Source organism: Cupriavidus basilensis (assembly GCF_029335485.1).
In the GTDB taxonomy this organism is placed as follows: domain Bacteria; phylum Pseudomonadota; class Gammaproteobacteria; order Burkholderiales; family Burkholderiaceae; genus Cupriavidus; species Cupriavidus basilensis_E.
In genome coordinates this window covers 1-14437 of the sequence record NZ_JARJLM010000429.1, presented here as the reverse complement: position 1 = coordinate 14437, position 14437 = coordinate 1, and the positions used below count along the sequence as shown (strand labels likewise).

The 14437-nt window shown below is 63.1% G+C and carries 16 protein-coding genes; 10 read left to right on the top strand and 6 right to left on the bottom strand.

Annotation, left to right across the window (positions count from 1 at the left end; all coding sequences use genetic code 11):
• Position 1 precedes the first annotated feature (1 nt).
• Entirely contained in the window at positions 2-1420 is a 1419-nt protein-coding gene (pyk, locus tag P3W85_RS25510) for a pyruvate kinase (protein ID WP_276266799.1), read from the top strand.
• A gap of 716 nt (positions 1421-2136) precedes the next feature.
• Here the strand turns inward: pyk and P3W85_RS25505 are convergent.
• Complete coding sequence (locus P3W85_RS25505) at positions 2137-2790, bottom strand: SOS response-associated peptidase (protein WP_276266798.1); 654 nt, start codon at positions 2788-2790, stop codon at positions 2137-2139.
• Positions 2791-3109: 319 nt separating this feature from the next.
• On the opposite strand from P3W85_RS25505, the gene P3W85_RS25500 reads away from it, so the two are divergent.
• The 6 genes from P3W85_RS25500 (at position 3110) to P3W85_RS25475 (ending at position 6949) form a co-directional block, all read left to right on the top strand.
• The gene (locus P3W85_RS25500) at positions 3110-3958 is read left to right on the top strand and encodes a hypothetical protein (protein ID WP_276266797.1); all 849 of its coding nucleotides are present in this window, start codon (positions 3110-3112) and stop codon (positions 3956-3958) included.
• 295 nt (positions 3959-4253) lie between these two features.
• On the top strand, positions 4254-4859 hold the full coding sequence (locus tag P3W85_RS25495) for a J domain-containing protein (RefSeq protein ID WP_276266796.1): 606 nt from the start codon (positions 4254-4256) through the stop codon (positions 4857-4859).
• A gap of 303 nt (positions 4860-5162) precedes the next feature.
• Positions 5163-5693 carry a DUF4410 domain-containing protein gene (locus P3W85_RS25490; protein ID WP_276266795.1) on the top strand — a complete coding sequence of 177 codons (531 nt, stop codon included), beginning with the start codon at positions 5163-5165 and terminating at the stop codon, positions 5691-5693.
• A gap of 26 nt (positions 5694-5719) precedes the next feature.
• Positions 5720-6139, top strand: coding sequence for a hypothetical protein (locus P3W85_RS25485; RefSeq protein WP_276266794.1), 420 nt, complete (start codon positions 5720-5722; stop codon positions 6137-6139).
• A 10-nt stretch (positions 6140-6149) separates the two neighbouring features.
• On the top strand, positions 6150-6506 hold the full coding sequence (locus tag P3W85_RS25480) for a hypothetical protein (protein WP_276266793.1): 357 nt from the start codon (positions 6150-6152) through the stop codon (positions 6504-6506).
• Positions 6507-6550: 44 nt separating this feature from the next.
• Entirely contained in the window at positions 6551-6949 is a 399-nt protein-coding gene (locus tag P3W85_RS25475; RefSeq protein WP_276266792.1) for a hypothetical protein, read from the top strand.
• Between the two features lie 112 nt (positions 6950-7061).
• Here the strand turns inward: P3W85_RS25475 and P3W85_RS25470 are convergent, their stop codons facing one another.
• Together P3W85_RS25470 and P3W85_RS25465 are read right to left on the bottom strand one after the other, a co-directional pair.
• Positions 7062-8126: an MBL fold metallo-hydrolase gene (locus P3W85_RS25470; RefSeq protein ID WP_276266791.1), complete on the bottom strand. Its 1065-nt coding sequence runs from the start codon at positions 8124-8126 to the stop codon at positions 7062-7064.
• Between the two features lie 102 nt (positions 8127-8228).
• Positions 8229-9653, bottom strand: a complete 1425-nt coding sequence (locus P3W85_RS25465; RefSeq protein ID WP_276266790.1) for a pyridoxal phosphate-dependent decarboxylase family protein — start codon at positions 9651-9653, stop codon at positions 8229-8231.
• 446 nt (positions 9654-10099) lie between these two features.
• Here P3W85_RS25465 and P3W85_RS25460 point away from each other — a divergent pair, with 446 nt between their 5' ends.
• The gene (locus P3W85_RS25460; protein WP_017226236.1) at positions 10100-10405 is read left to right on the top strand and encodes a hypothetical protein; all 306 of its coding nucleotides are present in this window, start codon (positions 10100-10102) and stop codon (positions 10403-10405) included.
• Positions 10406-10553: 148 nt separating this feature from the next.
• On the opposite strand, the gene P3W85_RS25455 is transcribed toward P3W85_RS25460, so the two are convergent.
• The 3 genes from P3W85_RS25455 to P3W85_RS25445 all read right to left on the bottom strand — a co-directional run bounded on the left by P3W85_RS25455 (position 10554) and on the right by P3W85_RS25445 (position 12957).
• Entirely contained in the window at positions 10554-11114 is a 561-nt protein-coding gene (locus P3W85_RS25455) for a BON domain-containing protein (protein WP_276266811.1), read from the bottom strand.
• Between the two features lie 237 nt (positions 11115-11351).
• The gene (locus tag P3W85_RS25450; RefSeq protein ID WP_017226238.1) at positions 11352-12425 is read right to left on the bottom strand and encodes a hypothetical protein; all 1074 of its coding nucleotides are present in this window, start codon (positions 12423-12425) and stop codon (positions 11352-11354) included.
• Between the two features lie 25 nt (positions 12426-12450).
• A complete protein-coding gene (locus P3W85_RS25445) occupies positions 12451-12957 on the bottom strand; it encodes an ester cyclase (RefSeq protein ID WP_017226239.1) in 507 nt (168 codons plus the stop codon).
• Positions 12958-13241: 284 nt separating this feature from the next.
• Between P3W85_RS25445 and P3W85_RS25440 the strand changes: the two genes are divergently transcribed.
• Entirely contained in the window at positions 13242-13883 is a 642-nt protein-coding gene (locus tag P3W85_RS25440; protein ID WP_017226240.1) for a Crp/Fnr family transcriptional regulator, read from the top strand.
• Positions 13884-14003: 120 nt separating this feature from the next.
• The coding region (locus P3W85_RS25435) for a flavodoxin family protein (RefSeq protein ID WP_276266789.1) at positions 14004-14437 on the top strand (434 nt) is incomplete at its 3' end.

Here is a 14437-nt window from a genome sequence, read left to right as displayed (position 1 = left end):
CATGAGACGCCTTCGCAACGCCAAGATCGTGGCAACGCTGGGACCGGCAAGCACGGCTCCCGAGGTCATCGACGCGCTGTTTGAAGCCGGCGCCGACGTCTTCCGGCTCAACTTCAGCCACGGCAGCCACGAAGACCACAGGCAACGGCTCGATACCATCCGTTCGGTCGAGCACGAGCGCGGCCGCCCCATCGGCGTGCTGCTGGACCTGCAAGGGCCCAAGCTGCGGATCGGCGCCTTTGCCGACGGCCCGATCCGACTGGAGGCGCAAGCGAAGTTCCGCCTGGACCTGGACCGTGACATGCCCGGGTCCACAAGCCGGGTCAGCCTGCCGCATCCGGAGATCTTCGCCGCGCTGCACGAAGGCACCGAACTGTTGCTCGACGACGGCAAGGTGCGGCTGCGTGTCGACCAGTGCGGCGCCGACTTCGCGGAGACCACGGTGATGAACGGCGGCACGCTTTCCGATCGCAAGGGCGTCAACGTGCCGGGCGTCGTGCTGCCCTTGTCCGCGATGACCGAGAAGGACAGGCGCGACCTCGATTTCGGCCTGACGCTTGGCGTGGATTGGATCGCCCTGTCGTTCGTGCAACGGGCGGAAGACATCCAGGAGATCAAGGACATCGTCAAGGGCCGCGCCGGCATCGTGGCCAAGCTCGAGAAGCCCGCCGCCATACAGAGCCTGGAAGCGATCGTCGCCGCAGCCGATGCCGTGATGGTGGCGCGTGGCGACCTGGGCGTGGAGATGCCGGCGGAACTGGTGCCCTCGCTGCAGAAGCAGATCGTGCGCGCGTGCCGCAAGGCAGGCAAACCAGTGATCGTGGCCACCCAGATGCTCGAATCGATGATCGCCTCGCCGGTGCCGACGCGTGCCGAGGCCTCGGACGTGGCCACCGCCGTGTACGACGGCGCCGACGCCGTGATGCTGTCGGCCGAGTCGGCCTCCGGGCGCTATCCCGTGGAGGCGGTCAGGATGATGGACAGCATCATCACCCGCACGGAATCGGACCCGCTCTATCACGACGCCATCCAGGCCTCGCACACCCCGCCGCGAGCGGAAGCCGCGGACGCGATCGGCTACGCGGTGCGGCATGTCGCAAGCCTGCTGAAGGTGCCGGCAACGGCCGCCTACACCAGCTCCGGCTACTCGGCGCTGCGCATGGCGCGGGAGCGGCCCGAGGTCCCGATCCTCGGCATGACGCCGCGGATCGCCACCGCGCGGCGGCTGGCGCTGGCCTGGGGCGTGCATGCCGTGCTGTGCCATGAGGTGATCGATGTGCTGGAGATGACCGAGCTAGCCTGCCGGACCGCGCTCAAGGAAGGGTTCGGACAGGCCGGCGAATCCATCGTGATCTCGGCCGGACTGCCCTTTGCCGTTGCCGGAACAACCAACCTGCTGCGCATTGCGCAGATCCAGTAGGGAAGCCAAATGCCAACCATCCAGGAAGTGCCCGGCTACGAGATGCCCGATATCGGGCCGGCCGGGGATGTGTGCTCAGCCGCGCGACACCGGCTGCCATAGGGCAGTCCGACCTGCGCGCCAGGCCTGTGCGCTGGAGGAATGTTGCAAGTAGTAAGCCCGATATACAAAAAGAACCCAATCGATCACACTTGCCGGGTTGACTGGCGGTCTGCGGTCCTGAATTCAATGGGAGTAGCTGCATCACAGCGGAGCTACATCATGTTGCGGGTATCGGTGCTGTTTCTAATTCTTCTGGCCTTGCGCTTGTTTTACTTGCATCGGCACGTTGCGGCCATGGTATTGGTTCGACGCGACGCTTCGGGATGGTTCACGCACGAGTTGGGCCGGCGCGTCTTATTGGTGGCGGTTCCCGGACATGTTTCCACGTACCCCGTTCCGAGGGAGGAGCGCGTCCGTGTCGTTCGGGTCGCCGGACTGGTTCTCTGGCACAAGAAACTCAGCATTGCGCTGCCGAACGGGGCATGTTCGCATCTGAGCGATATTTCTCCGCAGGAATTCGATGCCCGCTTTCCAAGCTGGCTGCAATTGGGTCCTCCAGGGCGCGGAGCTTAGCGCGGGGCCGCCATGCGGCGGTCTGGGTGGTGCTTGAGAATGCGATGGATCATGAACGAGCGGCGCCATTGTGGCGCGTGGTGTACGCTACCGAGGCAATGTCACGCCTTCTCTTTGATGATCTGCGGTGCCGGCTCTGCAGCCATCCGCTCTGCTGGGTAGGGCCGCATGAAGCTGCGCGCCAGATCCGGATCCCGGCATGTCAGCCAGTCATCCCATTCCGACCTCGGCACGATCACAATCATCCGTTTTTCCTTGCCTGGCGCATGGAAGCGATTCATCAACGGGTGCTTGTCTGAGTTAACCGTCAGCATGGTGAAGCTGAATACCTCGGCACCGGCCTCGCGCGGCCAGGCCCGCCATAGCCCCGCGATCGCGAAATCAGGTTCGTCCCTTAGCCAGATCCGCCAGCGGACCGACTTGGCGCCGCCCTCGTAGTTGGGTTCGTAAAAGCTGGTAGCCGGCACGAGACACAACAGACCGTTCGCCCACGCGCCAGCGAATGATCGCTTCTCCCGAATCGTCTCCGATCGCGCATTGGTTGTCTCGAAATTCTTTGCGCCCGGCTGAATGCGGGATTTCGGGATCATGCCGAAGGTGCCTAGCAAAGCCTGGCGTTTGCCATTTCGATTTGCTCGGATGATCGGTGCTGCATAGTCCGGCCAGGTCTCTGGCGGATAGTCGGGCGGCGGCGGCAAGACGCCGTAGACGTCGCGCAGCAGCTGGCGTTGGATCGGGGCGTAGTTGTTGCACACGGCCAGTCCTCCCTGTTGTCTCGGCAAGGGTATCCGCTCTTCCCAGGATACTCCTTCTCCCTGGCCTCCCCTTGGCTGGCACGTATGTCGCGGCTGCTGGCCGAAAAGGAATGGGCAGCGCCCCACCTTTTGGGGGGGCGCTGGGAACCTTGCTTGCGCACTGGTACAGTGCCAGCATGCGCAAGGGAATCCGATAGGTCCAGCTGTCCCGCTGTCCGATCTGTGCGGCCGGTGGCTGGGCGCGGCGACGTCCTGCCGCGATAACGCGACAGGACGTCGGTGAGAGTCACACCTGCTAACCCGGCTATTGCCGCCGCTGGTGGAGGCTGCCGACCCGATAAGGGAGCGCCGTGGCCACACGCTCGAACTCGTTGGCGCTGCTGGCGGGACGCAGGCGTATCACCCTGCAAAGTCACTGTGGCTCACCTTGCAGGACCTCCAGGTCGTCCAACAACTGGAGCCTGCGGGGGGAGACGCGCAGTCAACGCTTTCTACCTACATCCACGGGACCGCGTCTTTCGACGACTGTCGCCTGTCCATTATTGGCGAATCCGAGAATAGTACGCGTACCGTCCAGGTTTCTTTTGCCGCCCGGGAAATCAACACGGCGGATGGGCAAGGCCTTCGCGAATGGCAAGAGGAACTCGGCATTGCCCTCTCCGACATCCCACTTGGCACCGCAAGGCTCGGCTATAACCGCTCGGACCGTGAGATGCAGGAACCGGATCAGTGGTGGGCGTCGTGCCTGGTGCCAGCAAGCAGCTTGCAGGCGTTGTCCGAGGGTGTTGCCGACGGACGCCTTGCTGCTGTCAAGGTTGGGCTATGCCTGAGGGGCGCCTACATTTCCGAGCAGGTTGTGGCTGACTCTCCCGGGGAGTCATGTGTTTGCCTCAGGCCGGGTAAAAGCGGCAACACCATGGAGTCGCCGGAAATCGCAGATGGATACGTTGTTCATCTCTCGCTGGATCTCACGAAAGTCAGCTTGCGCGGGCTCGAACAGAACGAGAGTGCGCACCATGGCCTGGCGCTACAAGAGCAGCTAAACCTGACCGAGGCCGATGCCGTCAGCGTGCTGGTGGAGAAGCTCGGCACCCTGGTCGCCAGTTTGAAATGGCTTGCCGCGCTTGTTGCGCTCTTGGTTGTCGTTTTCGCATTTAAGAACCGATGATCGGGTGCGCCGCAAGAATCACAGGTTGTACCAGGAGAAGTTCCCGCCCCTGCGACCACTGCCGGAGCGCTAGCCGACCCCAGGCCGTCGGCAGGAGATTGCACGCCCGATGGCGTCAATCCGGCTGACCATTGCGCTGGAGGCCCAGCCACGGACCTCTGCCTGGCTTGGCGCAATATTTTCCGTTTTCCGAAGCGACCGCAATAACAGCACCACGTCAACGTGGCGACGACCGTGCCGGCGGGCCACCCCGTGCTAGGATGGGCGCTCCCCAAAGCAGCCGCCCCATTGGCCCATGACCACCCTCTACGCGACCCTCGGCGTGCAAGCGGACGCCACCCTGGACGAGATCAAGCGCGCCTACCGCCGCGCCGCGATGAAGTGGCACCCTGACCGCAACCCTGGCCGCGAGGCGGAGGCGCACGCGGCGTTCCATGAAATCCGCGATGCCTACGCCATTCTTTCCGATGCCGGGCAGCGCCAGATCTACGACGAGGTATTCGAGCAGGAGATGCGGCGCTGGCAGGCCGAGCACGAGGCGCAGCAAGAACAGGAGCGCGAGGCGCAACGCGAGGCCCGGCGCGTCGCGCAGGAACACTACGAGAAGATGGTCGCTATCGCGATGCGCTTTGCCGACGACGGCCACAATCGCGATGTCATCTTCGGCGTGCTGCTCGGCCGGGACTGCGAGGCGGATCTGGCGGCACGCATCGCGGACAGCGCATGGGCCTTGCAGGAGTCGCGGCGGGCAAGTGCGATGGCCGCGGACGCGCCCGACGCCGAGGCTGCCGCGACGCCCGCCGGGGCGACGGCGTCGGACCCCGACGAGGTGACGCGGCCCAGGCGCCACCCCGGCGCCTTCGATTCGTTCTGGCACGGCTTGTTCGGCCTCCGCTCGTAGCCGAACGCTCACCTTGGTGATTTGCAGACTACGGTAGCGGCGGAAGCAATCGAAAGATAAGACGCTATCCGATGCACGCAGCATGCATTCGAATTCGAGTTGGCCGGATCAATACGCGAGGTGATCGCCGCTCGTGCGCGAGCGGGACGCCTTGCACTTCCATTCGCGGCTTGACATCAAAGCAGCGAGCGCTAAATTAGCTTTCAGGGTACTCGCTGCGATGGCATTGGTAGCGTTTCCTGACGGCCCGCTGCGTGAAAGGGCCTCTCCCACGCTTACTGCAATGCCGCATATGGCGTGCCCATGCGAATACCGTCCGCGCCCGCGCTGGTCTTGACCGGGGTTTTCGCCCTTGAGGGCTGCGCCTCCAGCTTTGCCGAAAAGGAGTCGCTGGCTGACCTGCACCCTGTTTTCAGCACGGATGGGCGCATGCAACTGCGGGTGCAGCCGTGCATCGACCGTACTGGCTACGCCAGTCGGGATCTGGGTCACGAAGCAACGGATACGCTGATTGCCAAGCTCAAAGGCAGCCCCGAGTTCGAGATAAAGACCGATGGGCGCTACGTGCTGAGCTGCGATGTTTCCGCTTTCGCAGAGGGAAATGCCGTCAAACGCTGGTTGCTTCCGGGCTGGGGCGCGACTTCCGGCCAGGTCGCCGTGATGGTCGTGGATTCAACCACGGGAGAAACAATGGCTATCGTGCGCGGGGCAGCCACGGTGGGGGCGGGCGGACTGTATTCCATCGGCGCTGACAAGATCATCCTGGCATCCGCGCTTGATGATGTCGTGAGACAACTCCGTCAGCTTGCTTCTGGCAAAAGCCCCGGCAAGTAGGTGAGTACGCTACGGAGGGAAAAGCGATGACCCATACCAAAGTCGGCCTGGCGCTGGCGGCCGGGTTCATCAGCATCGCACTACTCGCTTCGCCTTTGCATGCACAGACGGTCGGGACCGGTGTATTTCCCGACACCGCTTTGATAGAACAGCATTTACGCCGCGGCGTATCGAAAAAAGATGATGTTCAGCGCCTGCTGGGTGTGCCGAACGGGACTGGCCGCAGCGAGATAGCGCGCCCCGAGGGCAAAGGCGAACAGCCGATGGGCAACGGCCCGCGCGAGATCTGGTACTACGACAACATCGAAGTCACGGACACCAGATCGGGCGCGGGCACGATCGACATGAGTTTGCGCCAGCAGATCCTGCTGGTCTTCTTCAAGATGGATATCTTCGACGGTTATCTTTGGACCTCCAATGCATTCAAGCCGGCGGTCGATCGGTGAAGTGGCCGTCATGGGTGTCTTACGCCGGCTGGCGACTTCCCTTCTAGCGGTACCTGGACTTGTCTTCCTGGCAGGGTGTGCCACCACCATGCACTTTGGCGCCATGCCCCAGGTCGATCGCTTGCCGTCGCTCAAGATTGCCGTTTCCAGCGCGAACGATGTTGTCTCCGCGCTCGGGGAGCCGCGCGGCCGCGGGCAGGCCAGGTTCGCGCCCGACCACCCCGAGCAGCAGGTCTGGTTCTACGAGTACACGCAATCCGAGGGGAAGAAGGTAAAGCTGAAGATGCTCCTCGTATTCATGGAAAAGGATGTCTACGCAGGGTATATGTGGTTCTCTTCCGGGCAACTACTGCAGACAAGGCCATGAGACCTGCCCTGGATCCATCAGTACGGACACGCGTGGAGAAGGCCTTGGTGCAACCTGCGCATTGGATCGGCGCGCGCATGATCAGCGGCTGTCTCGCCATGTCACTCCTGGTGCTGGCGTCCGGCCAGTTGGCCGGCTGCGGCCCCATACAAGTGCGGGCAGGAAAGAAGCCGGATGTTGCCGTATTGAACAAGTCGCTCCAGATAGGCAATGCCACGCAGCAGGGGGTGCTTGCCGTGCTCGGAAAACCCGATGGACGCGGGCGTTCGATGATGCCCTGGCAGTCCTCGCCGCGCACTGTGTGGACGTACTACTACGAGGAAGGTCTGATCGACCTCGGTGGCGAGAATAGCGATGATCGACGGATTTTCCTCTTCCTGTTCTTTGACGGGGACCGTTTTGATGGCTACCTGTGGTTCTCCAGCCTGCACCCGTCGCAATGAGCCAGACTGGCCGACCCATCAAGCGCAGCCGCCGTCCCGAAATCGCTCCGGTTTTCCGTAGATGGATCCGGCGGCTTACGGAATCCCGCGCGCAGGCAGCGAGCGTGCTTTTTTACTTCGGCGGAAGACGGACGCTCGCAAGATCCGCCCCCACGACTACATTTCCGGTAAATCCGCTCTCCAGGACGGCCTTGCGATAGTCCGCTTCGGTCAGACGACCACCCGGAACGCGCCAGGGGCCCTGGTGCGTCGCGCCGGGCGGCGGGATCAGGTGTGTGAGCATCAGATACTTTGCCCCGACCCGCTTCGCCATTGCGCCAAGATCAGGTGCCGAACTTTGGCGATAAAAGATCCGTGGCGGCATTCCACTACCCTTCTCGGGCGCCATGGCGGGGTGAATCGTCGAATGAACGATGACATCCGCGCCCTTCGCCAACCTCTCCACCTCATTGGACGTCGAGGAGGCGCGCGGAGGGGCGATTGCGTCGTTGCCCGCGTCGCCGCCTATCACCACGCTACCGGCGGGCGTGTCCACACGATAGGACGCATGGCCCGCGATATGAGTCGAACGGATTGCGCTGACCTTCACATCACCCGACGACCAGACCACCTCCGGCTCGTCCTTCGGCTCGAACGTGATCGTGTTGATCAGTTCGGCCGGCCCGCCTGCAGGACGCGCCTTATCCTCGGACACACGCTGCGCGATCTCGCCGGACTGGATGAAGGCATCGGCAATATGCAGCGTGAGTTTCCTGCAGCTGATCGTGAAACCCTCCGCGGATACCGTATCGGCACTGCACACCACATCGAGCTTGGGCCGCGCGGACTCGAAGTGCCAGCGCAACTGCATGATGTCGGCGAAGCCGTCGGTATGATCCGAGTGCAGATGCGTGAAGAAGATTGCGTCGAGTTGCCCGACCGTCATGCCGAGTTGGGACAGACGCATGGTAGTGCCACGCCCCGCATCGAACTGTAGATTCAGCGCCCCACAGCCGTTGCTATCGTCGCCGTAGCTCAGCAGCGTTCCAGGACCAGCCAAGCCATTGAAAGCGCCCGGGCCGCCCTGCGTGCCCGTCAACGTCACCATAAGACATGGAGCCGCACTCGCCACGGTTGTCGGAGCGAGCCATGCGCCCATGACAAGCGCTACCGCGATGACGATCGGGATTCGGTTCACCTTTTTTCCTCCCGCAACCAGTGTGCCTGGCATGATCGGATCGGATCGTCATTGAAGAGCGCATGTATCCGGATGGGTGCCAAGGCAAAGGCCGTTACACGCTCACCCTGAGTTCATCGTGCCGGCGCCGACTTCCCGCCACGCCGCAATGATGGATTCGGCGGACCGATCGATATCGGCCCCGGTGGTCGCCCAGGAAATCACTGAGAAGCGCATCACCACGCGCTCGCGCCAACCGGCCTCACCTACATAGCAGACGCCTGCCGCCTGAACGCATTTTATGACCGCCCTCGTTAACTGATCTCGTTGCGCCGGCGGTAGTCCTGTGCCGAACTGCACGATAAACTGGTTCAGCTCCACTGGATTGAGGATCTCCACGCCGGCTTCCGACGCGAGCCGTTCCGCCATGCGCCGGGCCAGCAGACAGTGCTGTTCGATCATCGCCGCGATACCGCTGCGCCCTAGCGCGCGGATAAGCGCCCACGTGGCGAAGCCGCGTGCGCGCCTTGAGAGTTCCGGCACGTAGTGAAAGGGCTCCCGGCATTCGCCGCCGGCTGCCGGCAGATAGCTTGCTTCGTATGCCATCGCGCGCCGATGGGCGTGCGCGTCCCGGACGATGGCATAACCGCAATCGTAGGGCAGCTGGAGCCACTTGTGCCCATCAGTCGCCCAGGAGTCCGCCTGCTCGATGCCTTCAGTCAAATGGGCGAACGTCGGACACGAGCGCGCCCACAAGCCAAAAGCGCCGTCGATGTGAAGCCATCCACCGTAGCGATGCACGACGTCCGCCATCTCACGGAAGGGGTCGAACGCACCTGTGTTGATCTGGCCGGCTTGCCCGATGACGATCAGGGGCCCGCCACAAGACGCCAAGGTCGTGGACAGCGCTGCAACCTGCATGCGCCCGGCATCATCCGTCGGGATTCTGACGACGCGGTCATGGCCGAGGCCTAGGTAACGCAACGCGGCAAAGATCGCTGCATGCGCATCGTTGCCAATGCATACGCTGATGGGCGGCGCGCCGAACAATCCCTCCGCATCGGCATTCCAACCGGCCTTGCGCAAGACCTCGCCTCTCGCGGCAGCAAGACAAACGAAGCTTGCCATCGTCGCGCCAGTTGTAAAGCCGATCGAGCAATCCGGGGGTAATGACAGTAAATCGAGCAGCCATATCGCTGCGATCTGCTCAACGACTGCGTTTGCCGGAGACCCAAGGTAGCTCCCGCTATTCTGCCCCCAGATGCTTGTCAACCAGTCGGCCGCAACGCCAACCGGATGCGAGCCCCCCGTGACCTTGGCAAAGTAACGCGGCCCCGCCGCCCCCATCAGGCCAGCGTCTACCCCCTCGGCCAACTGTTTGATGACTTCGGCGGGCGCCATGCCGTCCGTCGGCGTCGGGCCGTTCAGGGCCGCCCACAACGCGTCGAAGCTGGCCGTCGCCTCAGGGTTTCTCTTCGCGCGCGCGCGATGGAAATCCAAGGCCAGCGTGTATGCCTTTTCTAGTGCTGCACGATACTCATCCGGCATGATCGTAGTACATCCGTGATTTTCGTTCAGTTATAGAGTCCGCGGCTCAGAAACGCCAGGTAATCGCCAGCGGAAGACCGCGGGCACATGATGGCGCCGATGGATATTCTTGCATTCTCCACGCGACTGCACTGTCAGGTGCATAGGCGCACGGCCACCCGGTCACTGCCTTGTCATGGCGCCTCCGGTTGACTCGCGCTTGGCCTGGATTTCTCGCCTTCACGGTGTGTGGCCGTCTCGCGACACCTTCGGGTCCAGCCTCATCCACAGGAGGGATGGGTAGCCAGCTGGCTTTTTGAGCGGCCGGTGCTATCTTGAAGTATCGGCGCCCCTGCTAGCCACGGCGTCGGTTTTCCCGACCGCCGCGAGCGACGAGGTTGTGCGGCACGAACGCCTGTGGCAAGAAGCTGCCCACGGTGCAGCAACGATGCAAGGGGATCTGAATCATGAAGATGCTACTCACAGTCCAATTCCCCCATGAGCCGTTCAACGCGCTCATCAGAGACGGGAAGGCGGGCGGGCTCATCGGGCGTATTCTCGAAGCGATCCAGCCCGAGGCAGCATACTTTACCGAGCAAGACGGAATGCGCGGCGGGGTCTTCCTGGTCAATGTCGAAAATCCATCCGACGTTCCTGCTTTTGTGGAGCCCTTCTTTCTCAATTTCCAGGCCAACTGCAAGTTCCGCGTTGTGATGAGCCCGGAGGATCTGCAAAAGGCTGGCCTGGAGGAACTAGGGAAGAAGTGGGCGTGATGAGGCAGACGGCCACAAGGCCGCCTCGCACCGCCTCCCCGGTGTTGCAGGCAGAGCTTTCCTGCTCAACAAGTCGTGGAGTTTTTCCTTCCCCTCCCACTGCGGGAAATGGGCGGATTTCCCGAACCATATCCACTCTTTGGCCGTCTCATTTCTTCTTGCCTTTATCGTTGACTCCGCTCGCTTTCATATCGTTTTTTTCCAGCGCGCCGTTGTTGTAGAGCGCATAGGGCACACCGCGTTCGGGATGCGCGGTAGTTTGATCGATGACACGCTCGACGTCGGGAACATCCCGTAGCGCGTTCATGAACGGTTGCGCCGCGAAGTCCGGTGCCACGCAACCCTGGACCAGCATCCAGCGCTGCCACACCGTCACCCACAAGGTACTCTGCCGCCACCCTGGCATATTGGCCGACAGCCATTGCAAACGGCGACGCGTGCTGTCGGCAATCTCCTGATCGTAGGCGAAGGCATTCGGCAAGCGGCATCGTCCCTCCAGCCAGCAGTGATTGCCATGCTCGATGCGGTGGTGCGACTCCCGCCGCCACTCAGCTTCGCTCACACGGGGGCCGGCGGGCTCCGGGCAGTTGGGAATGGCCGAGGAAACCTGGAAGAAGGGATCCTGGCCGCGATTCTGCAGGTCGTCCCCAGCATTGGCAGCGGGCATCGACAACGCCAGCGCGAATAATATGCAGCGGTGATGGATCATCACTGATGTTCTCCTGATCCCTTGCTGAAGCAGCGGCTTTAGCTACCGCACCCTCGACGTCCGGGGGCGAAACCCAACCATGATAAGTGAAGGTCCACCTGCATCTTGTCGAGCAGCTGCTCTGAAGGGCAAGCCGATCCGGCATTGACGGCGCCGCTCTCCGGAGGCATCCGAATGCCGGCCGCACTGATGGCATCGTGTTGTCTCCGTTCTCGTTATTCGATTTGGAGACCGCGCCTAACGCAGCCTTGGCAATCCGAAGCGGGTCTCGCCCCACAGGTGGCTCGACGGGGCCCCGGGAAAGAGCCAATGCGGCGTGCATTCGCTGGACGGCACCACATTGGAGAACGCGTGATCGGCCGAGGGGCCGGCGATCGTCTTCTCCACTACCATCGACAGGTACTGGTCGTTGCTGCCTTCTTGCGTATTGCCGTTCAATATGACCTCCGCGCCCGTGGCACGAGCGAAGCGCCGGATACCGTTGTGGCGCGAATGCTCGGGCGCCCAGCTGTCGGCCGACACGCCGTTTTCACTGCTGACGCGAATGCCGTCCGGCGTCCGGTAGACCAATGAATGGTTGCCCTCCGTATGCCCAGGCGTATGGACCAATGCCACCCCATGTCCAAGCTCGACGCTGCCGTCGAAGGCCAGGATCCGGGACGCCGGCACGCCGTCCAGCCCGTTGGGGCAATACCAGTCGGCCTGGATCGGCAGCAAGGCATTGACACTCGCCAGTTCCTGGCGGTGCACTACCAGTTTCGCATTGGGAAACAGTCCCGGCGTCGCTGCGTTGCCAAGCCAGCGCCTGACGTCCTGGGTATGGAGGTGGTCATATGAAATGTAGTCGACCTCATCCGGAGCAATGCCGCAGGCCTCCAATGCTTGCAGCACGGTCGCATGCACCGGCGCGATAGCACCCCGGAGCATGCGCGGCGTGTGTTCGGCCATCCGTTTGAAGTATGGCGTTTGCGCCCCGGCCTCGAAGTCGGCAGGCGTGAACAGCAGCGTGCGTGCCCTGCCATCGAAACCCTTGAACTGGATCACGGCCACGCGCGCCAGCAGGTGAATCAGGTGCGGCTTCAGCAATTGCTGCGAATACACACCGCTGAAGGCATACCAGGCCGGATAGGGAACACGAAGAAGGTTGAAACTGGCGGCAAAGGAGACCGGCGGCGCATCGAGGAAGCGCTCGCGGAACTGCCGGGCGCAGCGCCGCAGTGCGCGCAGCCGATCCAGGGGCGCAGGCAGCCGCCGCGCGCCGTCGAAGTCTGCCACGGGCAGAAGGCCCTCGGGTGGAAAGTCTCGATTCATGCTCGTTGTCCTTGCAGGAGCCTGCTCATGCGACGGCCGGCGTCTGCGCCGGCACCTTTTCGAGCAAGCCGGAAAGAACCTGGGGCAGCGCCTCGGGCGACACGCCGGCCAGCAGCTGGCGAATCATGGTCAGCGAGTCGAAATAGACGCGCTCGCACACCAGCGTCTCGCCTTCGAAGATGAATAGCGCAATCATCCGGCACCGGAACGCATTGCCGGTCGGCGGCAGGCCATTGAGGGGGCCGCGATGGGTCCCGAGCAGCCAGAACTCCACGATGACGGCATCCTCGGTATGGCGCAGCTTGATGATCTCGTGCCGCTGATCCGGGAACGCCCTGCGCGTCTGCAGGTAATACGCATGGACCGGATCCCTGCCGTCAAGGACTTCCCCGCCGGGGATCAGCTCGTAGCGCGGATGCGCAAAGGTAGCCAGGACGGCGTCGAAGTCCTGCCTGGTCTCATCGGCGAAATGATCCAGCACCAGCCGTTCGCGGCGTTCTTGGCGCTGGGCAATGTCGGTCGTTACAGTCATCGTGCGGGTCCTGTCCTTGTATGGGGAATGGCCCGCCCTGTTGCCACGGCGTGGCGGCGGACCGAGGCCATTATCGGGAGTCCCCCGGCTCGAGACTGTCGCCGATTGGCAGTTCGGCATCCGGAGAAACCCTGGGCGATATGCCTGGCCCACTGCTGCATCCGGTGCGTCCAGGCGGTATGCTAGCGATTCACCCAACGGCTCATCCTGAGATGCGAAAATGTCCCCCCGCTCCGGCGGAATCTGCAAGCCCCCGGCTGTTTTCGCCCGAACTGGAATCGGTATTGCGTGCCCACGCGGCACGACGGCGCCTTCAGAAGGGCGACGTACTCTTCACCTATGGCTCGGAACCCGATGCGCTCTTCTGCGTGGATAGCGGGCAGCTTCGCGTCAGCACCACCGCGCAGAACGGACGCGAGGCCGTATTGAGCATGCTTGAGCCCGGCCAGTGGTTTGGCGAGGTCTCGCTGTTTGTCGACGCGCCCCGCATCTATGACACAAGGGCAGTGGCCGACAGCGAGTTGCTGGTGGTGCCGGCCACCACCTTCCATGCACTGGTCGATGAACAGCCGCGCTTTCTCATCGAGTTCACGCGGCTCGTCTGCCGCCGCTATCGGCTGGCGCTCGGGTGGATCGACGAAACGATCCTGCAGCCATTCCCGGTAAGGTTGGCACGGCGCCTGCTATGGGCAGACCATGCGCACACCTTGTCTTCGCCTGACGAGAAGGATGCCGTACTGCGGCTCTCGCAGGAAGACCTGAGCCATATGCTCGGCGTATCGCGGCAAAGCGTGAACCGGCAGCTGAAGACCTGGGAGAGCCAAGGCATGCTGCGTCTCGACTACGGGCGGGTCACGCTGTGCGACAGGGCCGCGCTGCGCCTGCTGGCGAACAACGACGATGCGGCCGGCGCCGGTGGCAACTGAGATGGCCGGTGGCGATTTCCGCCCCGCAGCTTGCCGCGGCGGGCGAGTGTCCGGGGTGCGTCCTGGTGACGATGGCGTGATACAGTTCGCAGCGTACCGGCGGACGGCGAGCGAGAACGGATGAAGACGCTGCTGATCATCTACCACACGATGACCGGAGGGACACAGCAGATGGCCGAGGCGACAGCCGGCGCGGCGCGCACGCAGCCTGGCGTCGCGGTCAAGTTGCAGCGCGCGGCCGAGACCGGTCCGGACGATGTGCTGGCAGCCGATGGTTATCTGTTCGCGACGCCGGAGAACCTGGCCGCAATGTCCGGGCTGATGAAGGACTTCTTCGATCGCTGCTACTACGCGGCACTTGACCGTTTGAACGGTCGCCCGTATGCGGCCATGATCTGTGCCGGCAGCGACGGGCAGAACGCACTGCGTCAGGTCGAGCGCATCGCCACCGGCTGGCGCCTCAAATGCGTGGCGCCAGGCCTGATCGTGTGCACCCATGCACAGACGCCCGAGCGCATTCTGGCACGCAAGGAAATCGGCGCCGAGGATCTGGC

Excerpts from the sequence above, each read along its gene's own strand:
- pyk (WP_276266799.1), top strand. The coding sequence starts at position 2 with ATGAGACGCCTTCGCAACGCCAAGATCGTGGCAACGCTGGGACCGGCA.
- P3W85_RS25495 (WP_276266796.1), top strand. The coding sequence starts at position 4,254 with ATGACCACCCTCTACGCGACCCTCGGCGTGCAAGCGGACGCCACCCTG.
- P3W85_RS25490 (WP_276266795.1), top strand. The coding sequence starts at position 5,163 with ATGCGAATACCGTCCGCGCCCGCGCTGGTCTTGACCGGGGTTTTCGCC.
- P3W85_RS25485 (WP_276266794.1), top strand. The coding sequence starts at position 5,720 with ATGACCCATACCAAAGTCGGCCTGGCGCTGGCGGCCGGGTTCATCAGC.
- P3W85_RS25480 (WP_276266793.1), top strand. The coding sequence starts at position 6,150 with ATGGGTGTCTTACGCCGGCTGGCGACTTCCCTTCTAGCGGTACCTGGA.
- P3W85_RS25465 (WP_276266790.1), bottom strand. The coding sequence starts at position 9,653 with ATGCCGGATGAGTATCGTGCAGCACTAGAAAAGGCATACACGCTGGCC.
- P3W85_RS25460 (WP_017226236.1), top strand. The coding sequence starts at position 10,100 with ATGAAGATGCTACTCACAGTCCAATTCCCCCATGAGCCGTTCAACGCG.
- P3W85_RS25455 (WP_276266811.1), bottom strand. The coding sequence starts at position 11,114 with ATGATCCATCACCGCTGCATATTATTCGCGCTGGCGTTGTCGATGCCC.
- P3W85_RS25450 (WP_017226238.1), bottom strand. The coding sequence starts at position 12,425 with ATGAATCGAGACTTTCCACCCGAGGGCCTTCTGCCCGTGGCAGACTTC.
- P3W85_RS25445 (WP_017226239.1), bottom strand. The coding sequence starts at position 12,957 with ATGACTGTAACGACCGACATTGCCCAGCGCCAAGAACGCCGCGAACGG.